This is a genomic window from Novosphingobium subterraneum (assembly GCF_000807925.1).
GTDB classification, from domain to species: domain Bacteria; phylum Pseudomonadota; class Alphaproteobacteria; order Sphingomonadales; family Sphingomonadaceae; genus Novosphingobium; species Novosphingobium subterraneum.
This window is the reverse complement of the sequence record NZ_JRVC01000018.1, coordinates 1-20655: the sequence shown is the minus strand read 5'-3', so window position 1 is coordinate 20655 and position 20655 is coordinate 1. Positions and strand designations below refer to the sequence as shown.

Sequence of the window (20655 nt, the reverse complement as noted above, 5' to 3'; positions counted from 1 at the left end):
TCCACGATGAACGAAGCGCCGATCCGACTGCTCCTGGTCGATGACGAACCTGCGCTGCGCGAACCCCTGGCGGACTATCTGGTCCGGCAGGGGTTTGTCGTGACACAGGCCGGCACCGCCGCCGAAGCCCGCAGCCGCCTGCTCGAAGCAGGCTGCGACCTCGTGCTGCTCGACATCATGATGCCGGGCGAGGACGGCCTTTCGCTGTGCCGCCATCTGGTCGAGGCCAAGCGCCTGCCCGTCATCTTCATCACCGCCAAGGGCGAATCGACCGACCGCATCGTCGGGCTGGAGATCGGTGCCGACGACTACGTGGTCAAACCATTCGATCCGCGCGAACTTGTCGCTCGCATCCGCTCGGTCCTGCGGCGCGCGACCAAGCAGTCGAGCGAGGTCTCGGACGCGGTCATCTATGAATTCGAAGGCTGGCGGCTCGATCCATTGAAGCGCCGCCTGATCGACAGCGAAGGCGCGGTCGTCGCCATTTCCTCGGCGGAGTTCCGCCTGCTCATGGCCTTTCTCGACCACCCCCGACAGGTGCTCGATCGCGATCGGCTGCTCGACATGGTGCAGGGCCGCGAGGCGCATCTGTTCGACCGCGCTGTCGACAACCAGATCTCGCGCCTGCGACGCAAGGTGGAGGTCGACAGCCGCAACCCGCAACTGATCCAGACGGTGTGGGGCGGCGGGTACATGCTTGCCGCAGAGGTGCGCAAGCGTCCCGCCACTTCGGACGAAAGCTGACCGGGCGTGAAGAACCTCCGCTTGTGGCCGCGCAGCCTGCAGGGCCAGGTCCTGCTCGCCATCGCCTTGGCACTGCTGGTGGCGCAGACCATTTCCGCCGTGCTGATCTGGCGCGAACAGAATCATCGGCGCGAAGTTTCCATGGTGAGTTCGGCCGCTTTTCGGCTGATCGGCCCCAGCCCTGAAGAACGCCGCCATCGACACGGGGATGCCGATGATCGCCCGCCCCCGCCGTTCCGCATCGAACATTCGCAAGATTCACTCTATCGCCCCGGCGAGCGGCGGCTGCCCCGCGTCGAGCACGAACTGAGCGAAGTCCTGAACGCGCAGGGCGTGGAGACCGCCGAGGTGCTGGTCTTCGAACGCGATCCGATGCGCGACGGGCCGAGCATCGAATTCTGGAACCGCAATCGCCGGAAACTGGAATTGGTCTCGAAGGAGCCCATGCCCCGCTTGGTCATTGCCTCGATACGCAGCCCATCTGGCGGCTGGACCTCGACCCGCGTGTTCACCGAAGGCGGTGAAATGCGCGTGCTTGCGCCGCTCGTCGGCCAGACCATCGTGCTGTACCTGGTGCTGGTCGGCACGATGGCGCTGATCCTGCGGCGCATGGCCCGCCCATTGAAGGCCCTCACCCGCCGGGTCGAGGACTTCGCCGGCAATCGCACATTGGATGGCCAACTCCAGCCAGAGGGACCTGAGGACATCCAGGGCCTGATCGTCGCCCACAATGCGATGGAAGCGCGAATCGCGGCAATGCTCGATGAAAAGGACGTCATGCTCGGCGCGATCGGGCATGATCTCAAAACCCCGCTGGCGGCGCTACGCGTGCGGATCGAGGCCGTCGACGATGATGTCGAGCGCGCCCGCATGGCTGCGACGATCGAGGACATCAACCGCTCGCTCGACGATATCCTGTCGCTCGCCCGCGTCGGACGGCCGTCCGATCCACTCGAGCCCACCGAGCTTTCGGCACTGGTCGCCGACGTGATCGGCGAATTCGAGGACATGGGCGAACCGGTGGAACTGGGTGACACCGACCGCGTCGTCCTGCCTGTCCGCGCGACCTGGATGCGGCGCGCCCTGCGCAATCTCGTCTCCAACGCAATCCGCTATGGCGATCGCGCTCGCATCACGCTCGCCCGCGAAGGCCGAGAGGCTGTGCTGCGGATCGAGGATGACGGCCCCGGCATCCCCGAGCACGAGATTGCGCGGATGATGGAGCCGTTCACCCGGCTCGATGCCTCGCGCAACAGCGGCACGGGCGGCACCGGGCTCGGCCTGACGCTCGCCCGCGCCATCGCCGACCAGCACGGCGGCACGCTGACGCTCACCAACCGGCGCGGCGAGAATGGCATTGCCGGACTCACCGCAACCATGCGCCTGCCGCTCGGTTAAGCCACCGCTCATCCCCGCCGCAATAGTCAACCGACCTTCGTCGGTGCGCGCCTGCCGTTCGTCGAAAGGAGTCGCGCAGTGGTCGACCGGTTGCTAGTGCAACCAATCTTCATTGCGCCGGGGAGTCATGATCGGCATGCGTACCATTTCACTTGTTTCCGCTTTCGCTCTCGCTGTTGCGACCGTTGCCGTCCCCGCCACGGCGCAGGCGCCGCTCAATCCTTCGGCTGCAGCGGGCGTCCACACCGATCTTCCCCGCGTGGCGCACCCCTCGCACTACACCATCTCGATCACCCCGGATGCCAAGGCGCTGACCTTCACCGGCACCTCCTCGGTCGATCTCGAAGTCACCGAAGCGACGCCCGCGCTGACGCTCCACGCGCTCGACCTGAAGATCGCCACCGCCACGCTCACGCCCGCAGGCGGCGCAGCCATGCCCGTCACCGTGACGATGGACGCCAAGAGCCAGACCGCAACCTTCACCGCCGCCGCACCCTTGAAGCCCGGCAAGTACCGGCTCGACACCAGCTATTCGGGGATCATCAACACGCAGGCCAATGGCCTCTTCGCGCTCGATTACCCTGACAAGGTGACCGGCAAGGAGGTGCGCGGCCTGTTCACGCAGTTCGAAGCGCCCGACGCCCGCCGCTTCGCCCCGATGTTCGACGAGCCGATCTACAAGGCGACGTTCGACCTTTCCGCCACCGTCCCCGCCACGCAGATGGCCGTCAGCAACATGCCGATCGCCAAGGAAGAGCAGCTCGCGGGTGGCATGAAGCGCGTGACCTTCGGCACCAGCCCGAAGATGTCTTCGTACCTCCTGTTCTTTGGCTTGGGCGACTGGGAGCGGATAACCAAGGAAGCCGCCCCCGGCGTTCAGGCTGGCATCGTCGCGCCCAAGGGCAGCGGCGAGCAGGCCCGTTTCGCGCTGGACGAACTCGCGCCGCTGATCCCCTACTATTCCGAATACTTCGGCCAGCCCTATCCGCTGCCCAAGATCGACAACATCGCCGCACCCGGCCAGTCGCAGTTCTTCTCGGCCATGGAAAACTGGGGCGCGATCCTGACGTTCGAGCGCATCCTGCTCAACGATCCCGCCATCACCAGCGCTGCTGCCCGCCAGAACATCGTCACCACGCAGGCGCACGAAGTGGCGCACCAGTGGTTCGGCAACCTCGTGACCATGGCCTGGTGGGAAGACCTCTGGCTCAACGAGGGCTTCGCCAGCTGGATGGAAACCAAGGCCACCGCCCACTTCCATCCCGACTGGTTCCCGCTGCTCGAGCGCGTGAACGGGCGCGATGCGGCGATGGGCCTTGATGGCTTCAAGACCACGCACCCGATCGTGCAGGAGATCAAGACCGTCGACGAGACCAACCAGGCCTTCGACGCGATCACCTACCAGAAGGGCGAAGCGGTCATCTCGATGCTCGAGGCGTTCGCGGGCGAAAACGTCTGGCGCGATGGCCTGCGCGCCTACATGCGCGATCACAAGTTCGGCAACACCCGCTCGAAGGACCTGTGGCAGGCAATCGAGAAGGCCGGCGCTCCCGGCCTCACCGCCATCGCCACCGATTTCACCACCAAGCCCGGCATCCCGCTGGTCAAGGTGACGGGCATGACCTGCAAGAAGGGCGTTTCCACGCTGACGCTGCAGCAGAGCGAATTCAGCGTCGACCGCAAGGACGAAGTCGCCGCCAAGCCGCAGCAGTGGAAGGTGCCGCTGATCGTCTCGGCCGGTTCCGGCGAGCCGGTGCGCACCATCCTCGATGGCGGCAAGGCGACGGTAACGGTCAACGGCTGCGGCCCGATCGTGATCAACGCCGGCCAGCTTGGTTACTACCGCTCGCTCTACACGCCGCAGATGCTGACTTCGCTGAAGAAGGCGATGCCGACGCTGCAGCCTGTCGACCAGATGGGCCTGGTTGCCGACAACCTGGCGCTCTCGTCGAGCGGCTACCAGCCCTATGGTCCGGCGTTCGATCTGCTCGCCGCGATCCCCGGCAATGCCAATCCGGTCGTGCTCGGCAATGCGTTCGGCGATTTCGTCGGCGCGTGGCGCGTGCTCGACAAGGATCCTGCCGCGCAGAAGAAGCTCTACGGCAAGGTCGCCAGCACCTACAAGCCGCGCCTCATGGCGCTGGGCTTCGAGCCCAAGGCCGATGAGCCCCTGCGCGATGCCGACCTGCGCTCGACGCTGATCGCGGGCTTCGGCACGATGGGCGATGCCGACGTCGTGGCCGAAGCGCGCCGCCGCTTCGCCATGCTCGCCAGCAACCCCAAGGCATTGGACGGCCCGCTCAAGACGACCTGGCTCAACATCGTCGCCCGCAACGCGACGAAGGCGGATTGGGAAGCAATCAAGGCCATGGCCGCGGCCAGCAACAGCGCGGTGGAACGCCAGTTCCTCTACACCCTGCTGGGCCGCCCCGCCGATGCCTCGCTCGCCAAGGCGGCGCGTGAGCTTGCGCTGACCGACGCGCCCGGCAAGACCACCAGCGCGGCAATGATCGTCGCCTCGGCAGGCCTGCACCCGGACGAGACCTACGACTTCGCGCTGGCCAACCGCGAGAAGATCGAATCGCTGGTCGACGCGCAGAGCCGCGTCACGTTCATCGCCAGCCTCGGCGGGCAGTCGAACGATCCGGCGATGATCGAGAAGCTCAAGGCGTTCAAGGCCACGGTCCCCGCCGAAGCCGCCCGCCCGGTTGACCGCGTGATCGGAGTCCTCACCGAAAAGGCCCGCACCCGCCCGCAGTTCATCAAGGGCCTGACCGACTGGCAGAACGCGAAGGGGAAGTAATCCGGACAGTCGACAACGCCGTCTCATCTCCCCTCCCCGGCGGGGAGGGTTCGGGGGTGGGGAGCGAGGCAAAGCCGAGCGTCCACAGCCGCCGTGGTACACCCCCACCCAACCTCCCCCTCAAGGGGGAGGGGCGTTGTGGGTCACGATCATTGCGGCTTGGTACAAACCGCACTGGATTGCTTCTCCGCCTGCGGCGGCTCGCAATGACGAAAAGCTGGGCAGCGCAAACAACTGCCAAACATACTAACCGTCGCCCCGTGCTCGACACGGGGCTGGGCTTCTTTCTGGCCAAACACTGAAGAAGAAAAGCCAGGTCCCGGATCAAGTCCGGGACGACGGGTTTTGGGTCCTCAATGCTGGGAGCATGTTGACTGTTTTGGGGTGGGAAATTGACCTCAAGAAACCATACGAACTTCCACAATCCAATCGTGCAACTTTGCCAAATATGGTTGGCCGTGAACTGCCACGCCTTCGACTAGAGTCTTGCTCGCCCAAGTCGCATCACGTTGGAAATCCTCAGGCCGATAGGCCAGCGACATAATGAACCCGACCAATCGATGTATGAACTCACTCGAACGGTAGAGCCGCTCAGCACTTTCTGGTTGATCCCGATTATGGATTGTTTCCATGTGGATAGCGCGAGCCAGGACGGCGATTTTTGCTCGTACGGAGAGGGCTGCGAAAGCATCTTCGATTTCAGCGTTCATAGCTCTGACTGACGTTTTCAGCAGTAGGGGTCAATGTCCTGAATGGCGTCGTATCCCGAAAGTCTCCTTCCACCGCAAAGTGGCGGATAACTGCCAACTCGGCCAAGCCGCAATTGCCCAAGCAGTCCAAGCCCTAACGCAACAACCCACCCAGAATCCCCCGCGCGAAACGGCCCAGGGCCTCGCCGCCAATCGACGTCGCGATCGAGCCGACCATCGCGGTCACGCCCGAAGCCACCGGCGCCGCGCGGGATTTCTTGCCGGTGATGCTGGCGGCGATCACTGCGCCTGCGGATGAGGCGACTGCGCCCGCTGCGGCCTTGCCCGCGCGTTCCCACATCGTCGTCGTCCGGCGCGGCGAGGCGCGTTGGGCCTCTTCGCCCTGCTCCTCCACCTGCTGTGCCGCCGCTGCCGCGTCAGCCGCTTTCTGCGCCAGCACTTCGGCGGCGGATTCGCGGTTCACCGCAGTATCGTACTTGCCATCGAACGGGCTGACCGACTGGATCACCGTGCGCTCCTTTGGGGTCAGCGGCCCAAGGCGCGAGCGCGGCGGGGCGATCAGGGTGCGCTGCACCACCGAAGGCGCGCCGTCATCGTCCAGCGTCGAGACCAGCGCCTCGCCGACTTTCAGCTCCGTGATGACCGTCTCGACATCGAGGTCCTTGTTGATGCGGAACGTCTCGGCCGCCGCGCGGATCGCCTTCTGGTCGCGGGGCGTGAAGGCGCGCAGGGCGTGCTGCACGCGGTTGCCGAGCTGGCCTGCGATCTTCTCCGGAATGTCGATCGGGTTCTGCGTGACGAAATAGACGCCCACGCCCTTCGAGCGGATCAGGCGCACCACCTGCTCCACCTTCTCCATCAGCGCCTGCGGGGCATCGTCGAACAACAGGTGCGCCTCGTCGAAGAAGAACACCAGGCACGGCTTTTCCGGATCGCCCACTTCGGGCAGCGCCTCGAACAGTTCGGACAGCAGCCACAGCAGGAATGTGGCATAGAGCTTGGGGCTCTGCATCAGCTTGTCAGCGGCGAGCACGTTGACCATGCCGCGCCCCTGTTCGTCCACCTTGAGGAAATCGTGCACCTCGAACGCGGGTTCGCCGAAGAAGCGGTCCGCGCCCTGGCTTTCGAACGCCAGCAACTGGCGCTGGATCGTGCCGACGCTGGCCTTGGAGACATTGCCGTAACGCGTGGCAAGCGCACTGGCGTTCTCGGCGCAGGCCATCAGCACCGATTGCAGATCGGGCAGGTCGATCAGCAGCAGTCCGTTGTCATCGGCATAGCGGAAGGCGATGTTGAGCACGCCTTCCTGCGTCTCATTGAGGCCCATCAGCCGCGCCAGCAGCAGCGGGCCCATTTCCGAGATCGTTGTGCGGATGGGGTGGCCAGATTCGCCATAGAGGTCCCAGAACACTGCCGGATTGTCGGAATAGGCGTAGTCCTCGATGCCCAGTTCCTTGGCGCGCGATTCGAGGAAAGCGGCGTGCTTGAAGGTCGGGCTTCCGGGCATGGCGATGCCCGCAAGGTCGCCTTTCACGTCGGCCATGAACACGGGTACGCCTCGCGCCGAGAACTGTTCGGCAATGCCCTGCAGCGTCACCGTCTTGCCGGTGCCGGTCGCCCCCGCGATCAGGCCGTGGCGGTTGGCGCGGCCAAGGCGCAGCACCTGCCGTTCGCCGTTGGAACCGAGGCCAAGGTAGATATCGTCCATGCACAGCACCCCATCGATTTGGCTCGAGACTAAGACGCAGCCGCGCCCCTTGCGAGGGGTTTTTGCATCCGGAGCGGGGAACGGCTAGAGCGCGCTCGCCAGAGACAATGACCCGCCCATGACCCGCGCCCCCTTCATCCTGCTCGACGATGCCCGAACCGAAGGCGCCAGCGACGCACGCCTCTATGAGGACGTGCGCGAACTCGTCGTTGCGCGCCGGGCCGATGAAGTCGAGGCCGCGCTGGCGCAGATCGCCGCCACACCGGGCGATTGGGCGGGCTACCTTGCCTACGAGGCCGGGCTGGCGCTCGAACCGCGCCTCGCCCCTCTGGCGGCAGAGCGCACCGGCGCGGCAGGCCCGCTGGTGTGGTTCGCCCGGTTCGGGAAGGTCACGCGCATGGCCAGCGCCGCCGTCGAACGCTGGCTCGCCGCAACCGCCACGGACTCCGGCAGGCTCGGCCCGATGGGCGCGGCCATCTCTTCCGGTGGCTATGCCAAGGCCTTTGCCCAGGTGCAGGAAGCGATCCGCGCCGGAGACATCTACCAGGCCAACCTCACCTTCCCGCTCGCCGGCACGTGGGACGGCGATCCGCTGGCGATCTATGCCGATGTCCGCCGCGATGCCCGGGCAGGCTATGGCGGCGTGATCTGGGACGGCGCGCACTGGCACCTCTCGTTCTCGCCCGAACTGTTCTTCAAGCTCTCGGGCGGGGAAGCCCGCGTCCGCCCAATGAAGGGCACGGCTCCGCGAGGGAGCACCCCGGAAGAGGACGCGCGGTTCAAGGCGGACCTCTCGGCCAGCGTTAAGGATCGCGCCGAGAACCTGATGATCGTGGATCTCATGCGCAACGATCTGTCGCGCGTTTCGCGCCCCGGTTCGGTCCGTGTCGAAGCCCCGTTTGCCATCGAGAGTTACCCCACAGTTCACCAGATGGTCACGACAGTTCGGGCAGAGTTGGATTCTGGCCAGGACGTGCGCAGCCTCCTGCGCGCCATCTTCCCCTGCGGATCGATCACCGGCGCGCCCAAGATCCGCGCCATGGAGATCATCCACCAGGCAGAGCGTGATGCGCGCGGGGCTTATTGCGGTTCGATCGGACGGATAGACCCCTCTGGCGATGCCGCGTTCAATGTGGCAATCCGCACGGTGCGCCTCTCGCCCGATGGTCGCGCCGTGATGGGCGTGGGCTCGGCCGTGGTCGCCGATTCCGCAATGATCGGCGAATGGCGCGAATGCGTGGTGAAGGGGAATTTCTTGCGCTTGTCTGCCGGCCATGCCGACCTGATCGAAACGATGGCCTTCGATCCCGCCAAGGGCATCGAACTGCTCGAACTGCACCTCGAACGCATGAACGCGAGCGCACTGGCCTTGGGCTTCAGCTTCGATCGCCACGCCGTGCGCAATGCGATCCATGCGTTGTGCTTCGATCTCGACAAGCCGTCCAAGGTGCGGCTGGTGGCCTCCAGGGGCGGTGCCCATGCGCTCGATGCCAGTGACATGCCCGCGCCGCTAGAAAGCCTGACTTGCGCAGTCCTGCCGCTGCCGGTTTCGGACGGAGACTGGCGCCTGCGCCACAAGACTACCGACCGCGGCTTCTACGAAGCAGGCCTGGCTGCCGCGAACAAGTCCGGGGCCGGCGAGGCATTGTTCCTGCGCGATGATGGCCTGCTCACTGAGGGCACCTTCACCAACCTGTTCGTCGAACGCGATGGCAAGCTGCTCACCCCGCGCGCCGACCTCGGCCTGCTGCCGGGCGTGCTACGCCGCTCGCTGATCGAGGCCGGACGGGCCGTCGAGGCTGACCTGACGCTTGACGATCTCGCAGGCGGCTTCCTCGTCGGCAACGCCCTGCGCGGGTTGATCCCGGCGCGCCTGCTCGGCTCCTGACTCTCATGACCCAGCTATCAAAAGCCCTCGCGCGCATCGCGCCATCGCGCACCACCGCCATCACCGACCGCGCCATCCAGCTTCGCGCCGAAGGCCGCGACGTGATCTCGCTCTCGGTGGGCGAGCCAGACTTCGCCACGCCCGCCCACGTCGTAGAGGCCGCCAAGGACGCGCTCGACGCAGGCGACACGAAATATACCGCCGTCGTCGGCACGCAGCGGTTGCGCGAGGCCGCCGCGCTGCATTTCAAGCGCGACCTTGGCATCGCAGTTCCGCCCTCGCAGATCATCGTCAGCGCAGGCGGCAAGCAGGCGATCTTCCACGCCCTGCTCGCCACGCTCGATCCGGGCGACGAAGTGCTGATCCCCTCCCCGTGGTGGGTGAGTTATCCCGAAATCGTGCGCTTTGCCGGCGCCGAAGTCTTGGACCTGCCGACCGATGCCGCAGGCGGATTCCGCATCACCGCTGCCCAGCTTGAAGCGGCGATCACGCCCGCCACCCGCTGGCTGCTGCTCAACAGCCCCGGCAACCCGACCGGCGCGACCTACCCGGCCGAGGAACTGCGCGCGCTGGGCGAAGTCCTGCGCCGCCACCCGCGTGTGCTGGTGATGAGCGACGATATCTATGCGCCGCTGCGCTATGGCGAGGGCCTCCATGCCACGCTGGCGGTGGAACGCCCGGACCTTGCCGACCGCATCCTGACTGTTTCCGGCGTATCCAAGAGCCACGCGATGACCGGCTTCCGCATCGGCGTTTCGGCGGGCCCGGCTTGGCTCATCGGCGCGATGGGGCGCCTGCAGTCGCACTCATCGGGCAACCCGGCCTCGATCTCCCAGGCAGCCGCCGTCGCCGCGTTCGAAGGCCCGCAGGAGTTTCTGCTAGACTGGCGCGAACGCTTCCGCGCGCGGCGGGACATGGTCTGTGCCAGCATCAACGCGATACCCGGCCTGTCCACCCCGATCCCAGACGGCGCATTTTATTGCATGGTCGATGCCACCCCGCTGATGGCGCGTTTCGGAGATGACGAAGCACTGTGCCTCCACCTGCTCGAAAGCGGCGTGGCAGTCGTCCCTGCCTCGGCATTCGGCGGCAAGGACGGCTTCCGTATCAGCTTCGCGGCGGACGAGGCAAAACTCGAGGCAGCGCTGCGGCGTATAGCAAAGGCGGTAGCGTGATCGACTTTTCCATCCTGTTCGAAGACGGTGAAGCGCTGGTGATCGACAAGCCGGCAGGATTGCCGCTCGATCCTCCGCGCGCCGGTGGCGACAGTCTCGAGAACCATCTCGACGCCTTGCGCTTCGGCTTCCAGCGCGAACCGCAACCTGTCCACCGGCTTGATCAGGATACCTCCGGCTGCCTGCTCCTCGCTCGCAATCCCAAGGCACTGAAGCGCTTTTCGGCCGCCTTCGAAGCGCGCGAGGTGGAGAAAGTCTATCTCGGCATCGTTGCCGGCGAAGTGCAGGGCGAAAGCGGCACGATCGAACTCGCCCTGTCCAAGATCAGCTCAGCCGAAAAGGGCTGGCGCATGATCCCGGCCAGGAAGGGCAAGCCCGCCGTCACGCACTGGAAGGTGCTGTCGCGCAAGCCGGGCATGACGCTGGTCGAATTTCGCCCCGAAACCGGGCGCACCCACCAGATCCGCATCCACGCACTTGCGGGGCTGGGCCACGCGCTTGTCGGCGATCCGATTTATGGTGACGGGAAGCTTGCCTGGCGCACGATGCTCCATGCTTCGGAACTCGTGGTGAAGCGCGAAGGCAAGCCGCCGATCGACGCCTATTCACCGATGCCGCTCGACTTCGCAGCCTTCGCCTTCGAGCTGCCAATAGCAGAACAACCGGAAACCGAGGCCTGACATGTCGCCCGATGCTCTCGTCGCCCATGCGCTGACGCTGGTCGAGGAGAGCTTCATCGCCTCGGCCGGGCCGGGCGGGCAGAACGTCAACAAGGTGGCAACCGCTGTGCAACTGCGGCTCGACGTCTTCATGCTGCGCCTGCCGCCGGAGATCTTCCACCGCCTCAAGACGCTGGCGGGCAGCAAGATGACCGCGAAAGGCGAGATCGTGCTGACCGCGCGCAGCTATCGCACGCAGGAACAGAACCGCGAGGATGCCAGGAAGCGGCTGTCAGAACTGCTGCGCGAAGCCTGCAACCTGCCGCAGAAGCGCGCCAAGTCCCGCCTAAACCGCGTCGGCAAGACCGAGCGGCTAGCGGGCAAGAAGATCAGGGGCGCGGTAAAGGCCGGACGCGGCAAGGTCCGGCTGGATTGATCGCCGCCCCTCAGTCGCCCCCGACGCGATCGATCTCGGCGCCGAGCAGCGAGAGCTTCTCTTCGAGCCGCTCATAACCGCGGTCGAGGTGGTAGAGGCGGTGCACCTGCGTCTCGCCCTCGGCTGCAAGACCGGCAATGACCAGGCTCATCGAGGCGCGCAGGTCCGTGGCCATCACTTCCGCGCCAGTCAGCTTGTCGACGCCATGGACCACGGCGGTGCGGCCCTTGGTTTCGATCCGTGCGCCCATGCGATTGAGCTCGGGAACGTGCATGTAGCGGTTCTCGAAGATCGTCTCGGTCAGCACCGAGGAACCCTTGGCCAGGCACAGCATGGCCATCAGCTGCGCCTGCATGTCGGTAGCAAAGCCGGGGTACGGCGCGGTCGAGAGCGTGACCGGCTTCAACGGACCTTCCGCTGCAACGAACAGCCCGCCCTTGCGCGGCTCGACGTGCACGCCGGCATCGCGCAGCGCCTGCACGGTCGCTTCCATGTCCTCTATGCGAGCGCCCTGCAGCATGACCTCGCCGCCGGTGATCGCAGCGGCGCAGGCATAGGAGCCGGCCTCGATGCGATCGGGCATGACCATGTAGGTTGCGCCGTGCAGGCGGTCGACGCCATGAATCGTCAGGTCCGAAGTGCCAATGCCTTCGATCTGCGCGCCCATCGCCACCAGCAGGTTGCACAGGTCGACGATTTCCGGCTCCCGCGCGGCATTGTGCAGGGTGGACTTGCCCTTGCACAGCACGGCGGTCATCAGCGCATTCTCGGTCGCCCCGACAGAGACGACGGGGAACGAATAGCGCCCACCGGGCAGGCCACCGTCAGGCGCAATTGCGCGGACGTAACCGGCAGCCAGTTCGATCGTCGCGCCCAGTGCTTCAAGCGCCTTGAGGTGCAGGTCGATCGGGCGGTTGCCGATGGCGCAGCCCCCCGGCAGCGAAACCGTCGCCTCGCCCGCGCGGGCCAGCATCGGGCCAAGCACGAGGATCGACGCGCGCATCTTGCGCACCAGATCATAGGGCGCGACCGACGACGTCAGGCGGGTCGCCTGCAGCGTCATCACGCGACCGAAGTCCTCGGGGCGCGCGCCTGCGATCGACGTGGAAACCCCGAACTGGTTCATCAGGTGCTGGAAGCCGTCGATGTCTGCCAGGCGCGGCAGGTTGCGCAGGGTCACCGGCTCATCGGTCAGCAGCGCGCAGGGCAGCAGCGTAAGGGCCGAATTCTTGGCGCCGGAGACCGGCACCGTTCCCGAAAGGCGCTTGCCGCCACGGATGATGATCTTGTCCATCGCTGCCGTTTATCCGGTTTTCAGGGCGGTGCAAGCTTGGGGCATACGATAACGTGACGAGGCGTGCTTGACATTTTCACTTAGTAATTGTGCAGTGCATCATGAGGATGCAACAAAGCATGGATATTGGCTGACAAATGAGTTCCGACACTTCGCGAAAGCCGATCCGCAAGGCCGTTTTTCCGGTAGCAGGGCTTGGCACCCGCTTTCTGCCCGCCACCAAGGCGATCCCCAAGGAAATGCTGCCAGTGATCGACCGCCCGTTGATCCAGTACGCGGTGGATGAAGCGCGCGAGGCCGGAATCGAACAGCTCATCTTCGTGACTGGCCGCGGAAAGACCGCCATCGTCGAACACTTCGACACCGCCTACGAACTCGAACACACCATGTCCGATCGCGGCAAGGCGCTCGAGGTGCTGGAGCCCACCCGCATCCTGCCGGGCAATCTCGTTACCGTGCGCCAGCAGGTGCCGATGGGTCTGGGCCACGCCATCTGGTGCGCCCGCGCGGTCGTCGGCAACGAACCATTCGCTATCTTCCTCCCTGACGAGATGATGGTCGGCGAGCCCGGCGGCAAGGGCGGCTGCATGAAGCAGATGGTCGATGCCTACAACGAAGTGGGCGGCAATCTCATCTCCGTGCTCGAAGTCCCGCAGGAGGAAGTGTCCAGCTATGGCGTGATTGCGCCCGGCAATCGGGTTTCGGATTCCCTCACCGAAGTGACCGGCCTGGTCGAGAAGCCGAGGCGCGAGGATGCGCCTTCGAACCTGATCATCTCTGGCCGCTACATTCTCCAGCCCGAAGTCATGCGCACGCTTGAAAGCCAGGAGAAAGGCGCGGGCGGTGAAATCCAGCTGACCGACGCCATGGCGCGCATGATCGGCCAGCAGCCCTTCCACGCCGTGAAGTTTGACGGACGCCGCTTCGACTGTGGCAGCAAGACCGGCTTCGTCGAGGCCACGCTGGCGCTGGCGCTTGAACGTCCAGACATGGCCGACGATGTCCGCGCGATCATGAAGCGGCTGTTGGCCGAAGGCTGAACTTCGGCCCGTCCCCCGTCATGGAGCGCGAAGGTAGGCCAGGCACATCCGGCCGAGTTCGCGCTTCAGGACTTCCCAGTCATAATCATGCGCCGCTTCGCCCGAGGAGCCGAGGCTGAGCTGGCGGGCCATCGTGGCGAAGACGATCTTGTAGGCCGAGTTGGCCTTGGTCTCGTGGTCCGTGCCGCCAAACGTCTCGCGATACCGCAGCATCGCGTCCATGCCGCGCTGGGTTGCGCGCAAGGCGTGATCCTTGCCGGGCTTCGATACGAGCGGGTCGAAGGTCGCCCGCTCCATCGCCAGGCGCAGCAGCGGCGCATTGACCCGCAGCACTTCGGCATATCCCGCCACATAGCGCGGCATGAATTCGTCGAGCGTGGGCGACTGCGCCAGGACATCGGCGACCATCGCCTCTTCGTCCGCCGCGATATCCTCGAGCGCCCGCGCGATCACAGCGCGCACGAGATTGTCCTTGCTCTGGAAACGCAGGTAGATTGAACCGATGGAGACGTTGCCCTTCTGGTTCACATCCTGCAGCGTGAAGTCCTCGCTGCCGCGCTCCAGCATGAGTTCGCGCGCCGCGTTCAGCATCCGCTCGAGCGACGCCTTGCTGCGGCCCTGCTGTGGCTTTCGGCTGACCGTTTCCACTGCCAGTTCCGCTTCTTCGGCCTGCCCGTTTGCGCCTCGTGCCATTGCTTACCCGTTCGCCCTTAAAGGAAATTCGTATTCTAGAATGTGTGGGCGGTTTGTTGCACGATTTGACGGGAAAGGCGATGGTCAATCGGCGTACTCGCGCTTGACCCCTTGGATTTTCAAAATAGAACAGGCTTTCTAAAAATTGGAGATATCGATGCGTCGGTTGAGGATGGGAATGATCGGTGGTGGTCCGGGGGCGTTCATCGGGCCAGTGCACCGCTTTGCAGCGGAACTGGACCGCGAAATAGAGCTCGTCGCCGGCGTCTTCTCCAGCGATGCCGCACGCAGCGCTGCAGCGGGCGGGAGCTACCGTATTGATTCTGCCCGTGCCTATCCCTCGCTCGACGCCATGTTCGCATCCGAAGGGGCGCGGGAGGACGGGATCGACTTCGTCTCGATCGTCACGCCCAACCACAACCACCTGCCCTCCGCCCGTGCTGCATTGGCTGCGGGTTATCCGGTCATTACCGACAAGCCGCTCACCGCCACGCTTGCCGAAGCGCATGAACTGGCCACGCTTGTCGAAACCGCGGGCAAGCCCTTCGGCGTGACCTACACCTACTCCGGCTACCCGCTGGTCCGCGAAGCTCGCGCCCGCATTGCCGCTGGCGAGATCGGCACCGTCCGGAAGGTCGTCGTCGAATATCCGCAAGGCTGGCTTGCTGGCGAGGCCGTTGGCAAGCAGGCCGAATGGCGCGTCGATCCTGCCAAGGCCGGTCTCGGCGGTTGCATCGGCGACATCGGGGTGCACGCATTTCAGCTTGCCGAATTCGTCACCGGCCTGCGCGTCACCGAACTGCTGGCCGATCTGGGCGCAGTCGTGCCCGGCCGCCTGCTCGATGATGACTGCTCGATCCTCCTGCGTTTCGACAACGGTGCGCGAGGTGTCCTCCTCGCCAGCCAGATCGAGGTCGGCGAACTCAACGGCCTGCGCATCCGCGCCTATGGCGACAAGGGTGGCGTGACCTGGAAGCAGGAAGAGCCGAACACTCTCACGATCAACCGGCTCGATGGCACCTGCACCCTCGTCCGCTCCGGCACTGGCGTTCTCGGCGGCGATGCAGCATCGCGCACCCGCACGCCCGGAGGCCATCCCGAAGGATATCTCGAAGCCTTCGCCAACCTCTATCGCGATTTTGCCGCCCTCGTGCGCGGCGAAAGCGCCCCGCTCCTGCCCGGTATCGCAGAAGGCGTGCGCGGCATGACCTTCATCGACACCGCCGTTTCCGCCAGCCGCGACAACGCCGGCTGGGTCAAGCTCTAAGGAGTAATCCGCCATGAAGACCATCAAGGGCCCCGGCATCTTCCTTGCCCAGTTTGCGGGCGACGCCGCGCCGTTCAACAGCCTCGAGACCATCGCCGACTGGGTGGCGGGGCTCGGGTACAAGGGCATTCAGATCCCGAGCTGGGACGGACGCCTGTTCGATCTGGAGAATGCTGCGACCAGCCAGACCTACTGCGACGAGATCAAGGGCATGCTCGCCGACAAGGGGCTGGAGATCACCGAGCTTTCGACCCACCTGCAGGGTCAGCTCGTGGCCGTGCACCCTGCCTTTGACGCGCAGTTCGATGGCTTTGCCCCGGAAGCGGTCCACAACAACCCCGCCGCTCGGCAGGAATGGGCCGTGCAGCAGATGAAGCATGCGGCCAAGGCCAGCGCCAATCTCGGCTTGAAGGCGCACGCCTCGTTCTCCGGCGCATTTGCCTGGCCCTATTTCTATCCCTGGCCCGCGCGCCCGGCCGGTCTCGTCGAAGACGCTTTCGACGAGCTCGCCCGCCGCTGGAAGCCGATTCTCGACGTGTTCGACGAGAACGGCGTCGACGTGGCCTACGAGATTCATCCCGGCGAGGACCTGCACGATGGCGTGACCTTCGAGATGTTCCTCGAACGCGTCGGCAACCATCCGCGCGCCAACATCCTCTACGATCCCAGCCACTTCGTGCTGCAGCAGCTCGATTACCTGGCCTTCATCGACATCTACCATGAGCGCATCAAGTGCTTCCACGTGAAGGACGCCGAATTCCGGCCCAACGGGCGCTCGGGTGTCTATGGCGGCTACCAGTCGTGGGTCGATCGGCCCGGACGCTTCCGCTCTCTGGGAGATGGACAGGTCGATTTCCTCGGCATCTTCAGCAAGATGGCCGCGAATGATTATGCCGGCTGGGCCGTGCTGGAATGGGAATGCGCGTTGAAGCATCCTGAGGTCGGCGCGGCCGAGGGAGCACCCTTCATCGACCGCCACATCATCAAGGTCACCGAGCATGCCTTTGATGATTTCGCCGCTGGAGGTGCGGATCGCTCTCTCAACGCGAAGCTGATGGGAATTAGCTGAACCATCAACCCTTCATCATCGGGGCGCCGCCGAGACGATCGGCGGCGCCTTCTTTTTGCCCAATCGCATTTACGCGATGAATGACCTTCCATGAAATTTGTTTCCTTTGTGTATCAAGCCATGGCGCGTAGCTTTGCAGCACCGGCGGATATATCTGCCTTCCAGAGTCGCAGACTATGGCAAAGGCAAAGCTTGGTATTTTACTGTATGATGGGCCGGCGTCAGAAGCAGATCGCACAGAGCCTCATTTGAGCTCTCCGTGGCAAAAATGCCGCAAGGTGTCAGAACATTTCCACCAATAGAATTTATGTTCTAGTTTTTTAGATTCTAATCTGCTAACACGCTGCCACGCCCAACGTGGCGCCACCTGGGGAGGAACTGAAAATCATGCCCAAGACCCTGTACACCCGCACCCTTTTGGCGAGCGCCTGCGCGCTGGCTTTCGCCCTGCCCGCCCATGCACAGGAAGCGGCCGAAGAGGCAGATCCCAACGTCATCATCGTGACTGCGCAGAACCGCGCGCAGAACGTCAACGACGTTCCGATCGCGATCAACGTGGTGAATGCCGAGCAGCTGCAGCAGGCCGGCTTCTCGAACATGAACGACATCGGCAAGATCGCCCCTGCGGTGCAGCTCAACCAGGACCAGGGCACCATCAAGGTTACCGTCCGCGGCGTCGGCACCAACTCGAACGACGAATCGCAGGACACCTCGGTCGTCGTGAACATCGACGGCGAATACATGAACCGCCCTCAGGCGCTCAGCATCGCGCTGTTCGATCTCGATCGCGTCGAAGTGCTGCGCGGCCCGCAGGGTACGCTCTACGGCCGCAACTCCACCGGCGGAGCCATCAACTTCATCACCCGCAAGCCGGGCAAGGAATTCGCCGCCAACGCCTCGGCCAGCTATGGCAACTACAACGCCGTGCGCCTTGACGGCGGCGTGACCGTTCCTTTGGGTGACATCGGTGGCGTCCGCGTTGCCGGCTTCTATGACGAGCATGATGGCTACATCAAGCACCCTGCTCGCGCTGCCTACAATGGCGGCGGTTACAATTATCCGGCCTTTGCAGGCGGCCGTTCGGACGACAACAAGTCCTATGGCGTGCGTGGCTCGGTCCAGCTCGAGCCGACCGATGCGCTGACGGTCTATTTTGCTGGCGAATATGCCAAGCGTGAATTCACCCCGCAGGCTTTCGCGTCAGCAGATCTCAATGCAACCGGCGTTCGCCCGACAAACGCCAGCTGCGCGACGGCTTCGGGCTTCACTGCCGTAGCCCCGCTCTATGCGACCTCACTGAATCAGGTCCTGTGCATTCCCAATGAAACGAACCTGCTCGCAGGCGTCAATCGCGGGGAATATGCAGCGCCCGCCTTCGGTCTCGGCAAGCTTTCGCAGGACACCTATGCCCTGCGCGGCCGCGTGGCCTATGAAGTCAGCGATGCCCTGACGATCTCGTACATCGGCGGCTATCGCAAGTTCGAAGGTACGCCGGGCCAGTTCCTGACGCTGCCGGTCACCTACCGCTCGTTCGGGTGGGATCAGCGCACCAGCACGCAGAGCCACGAGCTGCGCTTCAACGGTGAAGTCAACGGCATCACCTACCAGGTCGGCGGATTCTACTTCAAGGAGACCGTCAACGCCGAAAGCAGCTTCGTCACCACCTTCGGCCCGAACGTCGTGACGCTGTCCTACTTTGATCGCGACATCACCAGCGAGAGCAAGTCGGCCTTCGGTCAGGTTGAAGTACCGCTCGGCGAAACACTTACGGCTGTCGGCGGCCTGCGCTACACCGAAAACTCGCGCGATGCACTTTACCGCAATGCATCGCCGTTCGGCGCAGGCCCGCCGGATCCGCTCCTGTTCAACGGCGCCATCAGCCCCAAGAACTTTGCCGACCTCAAGTTCAAGACGATCTTCCCGCTCTCCAGCAAGGAAGACAAGATCACCTGGCTTGCCGGCCTGAACTACAAGCCCAACAGCGACACGCTCGTGTTCGCCAAGGTCTCTACCGGCTTCAAGGGCGGTGGCTTCGACTCCGTGGGCGACTACAAGCCGGAAACCAACACGGCTTACGAGCTCGGCTGGAAGCAGACCTTTGGCGACAAGGGCCAGCACCATTTCAACCTCGGCGGCTTCTACTACGATTACAAGGACCTGCAGGTCTCGGTCCTGCTCGACACCACCGTCGGCGGCCAGACCTTCAACGCGGGCAAGGCCAAGATCTGGGGCATCGAAGCTTCGGCTGACTTCGCGCTGAGCGACAACGACCGCTTCCATGCTTCGGTCAATTACCTGAACGCCGAATACAAGGAGCTGTTCGCGCAGTTCAACGTGTTCTGCCTGCCCACCGCCGGCAATCCGCAGAGCGTCTGCAACAGCCGCAACGGCATCGGCGATCTCGATCCGGTCGCTCCGGGTGTTCAGCAGCCGAATTTTGCAGGCAACCGACCCCCGTTCTCGCCGGAATGGGTGATCACCGCAGGATATGATCACACCTTCGATTTCGGCAGCAGCGGGACCCTGCGCGCCAGCGCAAACACCACGTTCAAGAGCAAGTACTTCACTGACTTCTACAACTACCGCGATGGCACGCAGACCGCCTTCACGCAGACTGACGTCAGCCTCGAATACAAGCCCGAGAACGAACGCTTCTCAATCACGGCTTTTGCCAAGAACCTCGAGAATGAACGTCCACTGACTTATGGCGGCTTCACCTCTGCCGGTCCGAACGACGACGTGTTCAACTGGCAGTTCGGTACGCCGCGCACCTACGGCGTCCGCCTTGCGGTCGACTTCTAAGTCAACACCGGGTCGCAAATTAAGAAGGGGAGCGCATCGCCGCTCCCCTTTTTTGTTGCCTGCAATCTGCGGAGCCTCAACCCCAGGACGGGTCCTTCCCCGGTCGCCACTTGATGCTGCAACCGGCGCTTGGATGCTGCGGCTGCGGTGCGGCATCTCCTGCCAGCAGCGCATCCGCGGCGCGCCGCATGTCTTCGCCCGTAACCGGCAGGTCCGTTCGCAGCGGCGGCAGCCCCGGCACCGGCGGGCGATTGATCTGCGGCCTGCTAGCATCGAACTGGCCAGCGTAATAGAGCAGCCGCTCGCGATCGTAGAGGAAGAAATCCGGCGTGCAGATCGCGTTATAAGCCAGCGCCACGTCCTGCGTTTCGTCATGCAGATAGGGGAACGGAAAGTCCTTCTCCGCCGCCAGCTTCTGCATGTGCGGATAGTCGTCCTCGGGAAAGTCGTCGGGCCAGTTCGATGATATCGCCACCACCTGCAGACCCTTGGGCTGGTACTCGCGTGAGAAGGCAATGAATTCGTCCAGCACGTGCAGCACGAACGGGCAGTGATTGCAGATGAAGGCCACCAGCAATGCAGGGCTTTCGGCATAGTCGCCAAGGCTGCGCAGATGCCCTTCGACATCCGGCAAGCAAAAATCCGGCGCGGGCTTGCCGTAGTCGAGTTGGCGCGAGAGTCTCAGCATCATCCCTTCTCCTTTATTAGAATCTCCGTTCTTTTACGTCATTTCGCGTCGCGGGCCAAATGCCGATCGCCTTGGGCCAACTGCAAAGTTTTGCTTTGCACCTTTGCAAATTTACCGTGGACACCACCCACATTCCACGTCATCGCGAGGATCGAGCCGGTGCCTTTTGGCATCAACGGCATGGCATTGGCAGGAGCACGACGCATGAAAGCCCTGGTCTGCGTGAAGCGGGTGATTGACTACAACGTGAAGCCACGTGTGAAGGCGGATGGGAGTGGTGT

At 64.1% G+C, this 20655-nt stretch carries 17 protein-coding genes and 1 pseudogene; 13 read left to right on the top strand and 5 right to left on the bottom strand.

Going from position 1 to position 20655, the window contains the following annotated elements; translation table 11 throughout:
* The first annotated feature begins 6 nt into the window (after positions 1-6).
* The 3 genes from NJ75_RS16200 to NJ75_RS16190 all read left to right on the top strand — a co-directional run bounded on the left by NJ75_RS16200 (position 7) and on the right by NJ75_RS16190 (position 4945).
* Positions 7-744, top strand: coding sequence for a response regulator (locus NJ75_RS16200; RefSeq protein ID WP_039336362.1), 738 nt, complete (start codon positions 7-9; stop codon positions 742-744).
* 6 nt (positions 745-750) lie between these two features.
* A complete protein-coding gene (locus NJ75_RS16195) occupies positions 751-2142 on the top strand; it encodes a sensor histidine kinase (RefSeq protein ID WP_039336360.1) in 1392 nt (463 codons plus the stop codon).
* Positions 2143-2278: 136 nt separating this feature from the next.
* The gene (locus NJ75_RS16190) at positions 2279-4945 is read left to right on the top strand and encodes a M1 family metallopeptidase (protein ID WP_039336483.1); all 2667 of its coding nucleotides are present in this window, start codon (positions 2279-2281) and stop codon (positions 4943-4945) included.
* 398 nt (positions 4946-5343) lie between these two features.
* Here NJ75_RS16190 and NJ75_RS16185 read toward each other — a convergent pair whose 3' ends face one another.
* A complete protein-coding gene (locus NJ75_RS16185) occupies positions 5344-5655 on the bottom strand; it encodes a hypothetical protein (RefSeq protein WP_039336358.1) in 312 nt (103 codons plus the stop codon).
* A 133-nt stretch (positions 5656-5788) separates the two neighbouring features.
* Positions 5789-7363, bottom strand: a complete 1575-nt coding sequence (locus tag NJ75_RS16180; protein WP_039336357.1) for a helicase HerA-like domain-containing protein — start codon at positions 7361-7363, stop codon at positions 5789-5791.
* 118 nt (positions 7364-7481) lie between these two features.
* On the opposite strand from NJ75_RS16180, the gene pabB reads away from it, so the two are divergent.
* The 4 genes from pabB to arfB are packed head-to-tail and all read left to right on the top strand — an operon-like array spanning position 7482 to position 11521.
* Positions 7482-9251: an aminodeoxychorismate synthase component I gene (pabB, locus tag NJ75_RS16175; RefSeq protein ID WP_039336356.1), complete on the top strand. Its 1770-nt coding sequence runs from the start codon at positions 7482-7484 to the stop codon at positions 9249-9251.
* Positions 9252-9256: 5 nt separating this feature from the next.
* Positions 9257-10426, top strand: a complete 1170-nt coding sequence (locus NJ75_RS16170; protein ID WP_039336355.1) for a pyridoxal phosphate-dependent aminotransferase — start codon at positions 9257-9259, stop codon at positions 10424-10426.
* Positions 10426-11106: an RluA family pseudouridine synthase gene (locus NJ75_RS16165; protein WP_370584357.1), complete on the top strand. Its 681-nt coding sequence runs from the start codon at positions 10426-10428 to the stop codon at positions 11104-11106. The genes NJ75_RS16170 and NJ75_RS16165 overlap by 1 nt, the downstream gene beginning before the upstream one ends.
* Before the next feature lies 1 nt (position 11107).
* Positions 11108-11521, top strand: a complete 414-nt coding sequence (arfB, locus tag NJ75_RS16160; protein ID WP_039336351.1) for an alternative ribosome rescue aminoacyl-tRNA hydrolase ArfB — start codon at positions 11108-11110, stop codon at positions 11519-11521.
* 10 nt (positions 11522-11531) lie between these two features.
* Here the strand turns inward: arfB and murA are convergent, their stop codons facing one another.
* A complete protein-coding gene (gene murA / locus NJ75_RS16155; RefSeq protein WP_039336350.1) occupies positions 11532-12815 on the bottom strand; it encodes a UDP-N-acetylglucosamine 1-carboxyvinyltransferase in 1284 nt (427 codons plus the stop codon).
* Positions 12816-12952: 137 nt separating this feature from the next.
* Between murA and galU the strand changes: the two genes are divergently transcribed.
* Positions 12953-13855 carry a UTP--glucose-1-phosphate uridylyltransferase GalU gene (gene galU / locus NJ75_RS16150; RefSeq protein WP_039336349.1) on the top strand — a complete coding sequence of 301 codons (903 nt, stop codon included), beginning with the start codon at positions 12953-12955 and terminating at the stop codon, positions 13853-13855.
* 18 nt (positions 13856-13873) lie between these two features.
* On the opposite strand, the gene NJ75_RS16145 is transcribed toward galU, so the two are convergent.
* On the bottom strand, positions 13874-14548 hold the full coding sequence (locus NJ75_RS16145) for a TetR/AcrR family transcriptional regulator (RefSeq protein ID WP_039336348.1): 675 nt from the start codon (positions 14546-14548) through the stop codon (positions 13874-13876).
* Positions 14549-14705: 157 nt separating this feature from the next.
* Between NJ75_RS16145 and NJ75_RS16140 the strand changes: the two genes are divergently transcribed.
* The 4 genes from NJ75_RS16140 to NJ75_RS16130 all read left to right on the top strand — a co-directional run bounded on the left by NJ75_RS16140 (position 14706) and on the right by NJ75_RS16130 (position 19686).
* Complete coding sequence (locus tag NJ75_RS16140; RefSeq protein ID WP_039336346.1) at positions 14706-15815, top strand: Gfo/Idh/MocA family protein; 1110 nt, start codon at positions 14706-14708, stop codon at positions 15813-15815.
* A gap of 13 nt (positions 15816-15828) precedes the next feature.
* Complete coding sequence (locus NJ75_RS16135) at positions 15829-16884, top strand: sugar phosphate isomerase/epimerase family protein (RefSeq protein WP_039336344.1); 1056 nt, start codon at positions 15829-15831, stop codon at positions 16882-16884.
* Positions 16885-16974: 90 nt separating this feature from the next.
* The gene (locus NJ75_RS24435) at positions 16975-17136 is read left to right on the top strand and encodes a hypothetical protein (RefSeq protein WP_156135839.1); all 162 of its coding nucleotides are present in this window, start codon (positions 16975-16977) and stop codon (positions 17134-17136) included.
* A gap of 135 nt (positions 17137-17271) precedes the next feature.
* On the top strand, positions 17272-19686 hold the full coding sequence (locus tag NJ75_RS16130; protein WP_039336343.1) for a TonB-dependent receptor: 2415 nt from the start codon (positions 17272-17274) through the stop codon (positions 19684-19686).
* Positions 19687-19762: 76 nt separating this feature from the next.
* Here the strand turns inward: NJ75_RS16130 and NJ75_RS16125 are convergent, their stop codons facing one another.
* Positions 19763-20374 carry a thioredoxin family protein gene (locus NJ75_RS16125; protein WP_052242585.1) on the bottom strand — a complete coding sequence of 204 codons (612 nt, stop codon included), beginning with the start codon at positions 20372-20374 and terminating at the stop codon, positions 19763-19765.
* A 204-nt stretch (positions 20375-20578) separates the two neighbouring features.
* Here NJ75_RS16125 and NJ75_RS24430 point away from each other — a divergent pair.
* A pseudogene (locus tag NJ75_RS24430) lies at positions 20579-20655 on the top strand (electron transfer flavoprotein subunit beta/FixA family protein); the annotation flags it as partial.

What these genes read in the sequence shown, in the direction of transcription:
- NJ75_RS16200 (WP_039336362.1), top strand. Translation starts at nt 7, where the DNA reads ATGAACGAAGCGCCGATCCGACTGCTCCTGGTCGATGACGAACCTGCG.
- NJ75_RS16190 (WP_039336483.1), top strand. Translation starts at nt 2,279, where the DNA reads ATGCGTACCATTTCACTTGTTTCCGCTTTCGCTCTCGCTGTTGCGACC.
- NJ75_RS16185 (WP_039336358.1), bottom strand. Translation starts at nt 5,655, where the DNA reads ATGAACGCTGAAATCGAAGATGCTTTCGCAGCCCTCTCCGTACGAGCA.
- NJ75_RS16180 (WP_039336357.1), bottom strand. Translation starts at nt 7,363, where the DNA reads ATGGACGATATCTACCTTGGCCTCGGTTCCAACGGCGAACGGCAGGTG.
- pabB (WP_039336356.1), top strand. Translation starts at nt 7,482, where the DNA reads ATGACCCGCGCCCCCTTCATCCTGCTCGACGATGCCCGAACCGAAGGC.
- NJ75_RS16170 (WP_039336355.1), top strand. Translation starts at nt 9,257, where the DNA reads ATGACCCAGCTATCAAAAGCCCTCGCGCGCATCGCGCCATCGCGCACC.
- arfB (WP_039336351.1), top strand. Translation starts at nt 11,108, where the DNA reads ATGTCGCCCGATGCTCTCGTCGCCCATGCGCTGACGCTGGTCGAGGAG.
- murA (WP_039336350.1), bottom strand. Translation starts at nt 12,815, where the DNA reads ATGGACAAGATCATCATCCGTGGCGGCAAGCGCCTTTCGGGAACGGTG.
- galU (WP_039336349.1), top strand. Translation starts at nt 12,953, where the DNA reads ATGAGTTCCGACACTTCGCGAAAGCCGATCCGCAAGGCCGTTTTTCCG.
- NJ75_RS16145 (WP_039336348.1), bottom strand. Translation starts at nt 14,548, where the DNA reads ATGGCACGAGGCGCAAACGGGCAGGCCGAAGAAGCGGAACTGGCAGTG.
- NJ75_RS16140 (WP_039336346.1), top strand. Translation starts at nt 14,706, where the DNA reads ATGCGTCGGTTGAGGATGGGAATGATCGGTGGTGGTCCGGGGGCGTTC.
- NJ75_RS16135 (WP_039336344.1), top strand. Translation starts at nt 15,829, where the DNA reads ATGAAGACCATCAAGGGCCCCGGCATCTTCCTTGCCCAGTTTGCGGGC.
- NJ75_RS24435 (WP_156135839.1), top strand. Translation starts at nt 16,975, where the DNA reads ATGAAATTTGTTTCCTTTGTGTATCAAGCCATGGCGCGTAGCTTTGCA.
- NJ75_RS16130 (WP_039336343.1), top strand. Translation starts at nt 17,272, where the DNA reads ATGCCCAAGACCCTGTACACCCGCACCCTTTTGGCGAGCGCCTGCGCG.
- NJ75_RS16125 (WP_052242585.1), bottom strand. Translation starts at nt 20,374, where the DNA reads ATGCTGAGACTCTCGCGCCAACTCGACTACGGCAAGCCCGCGCCGGAT.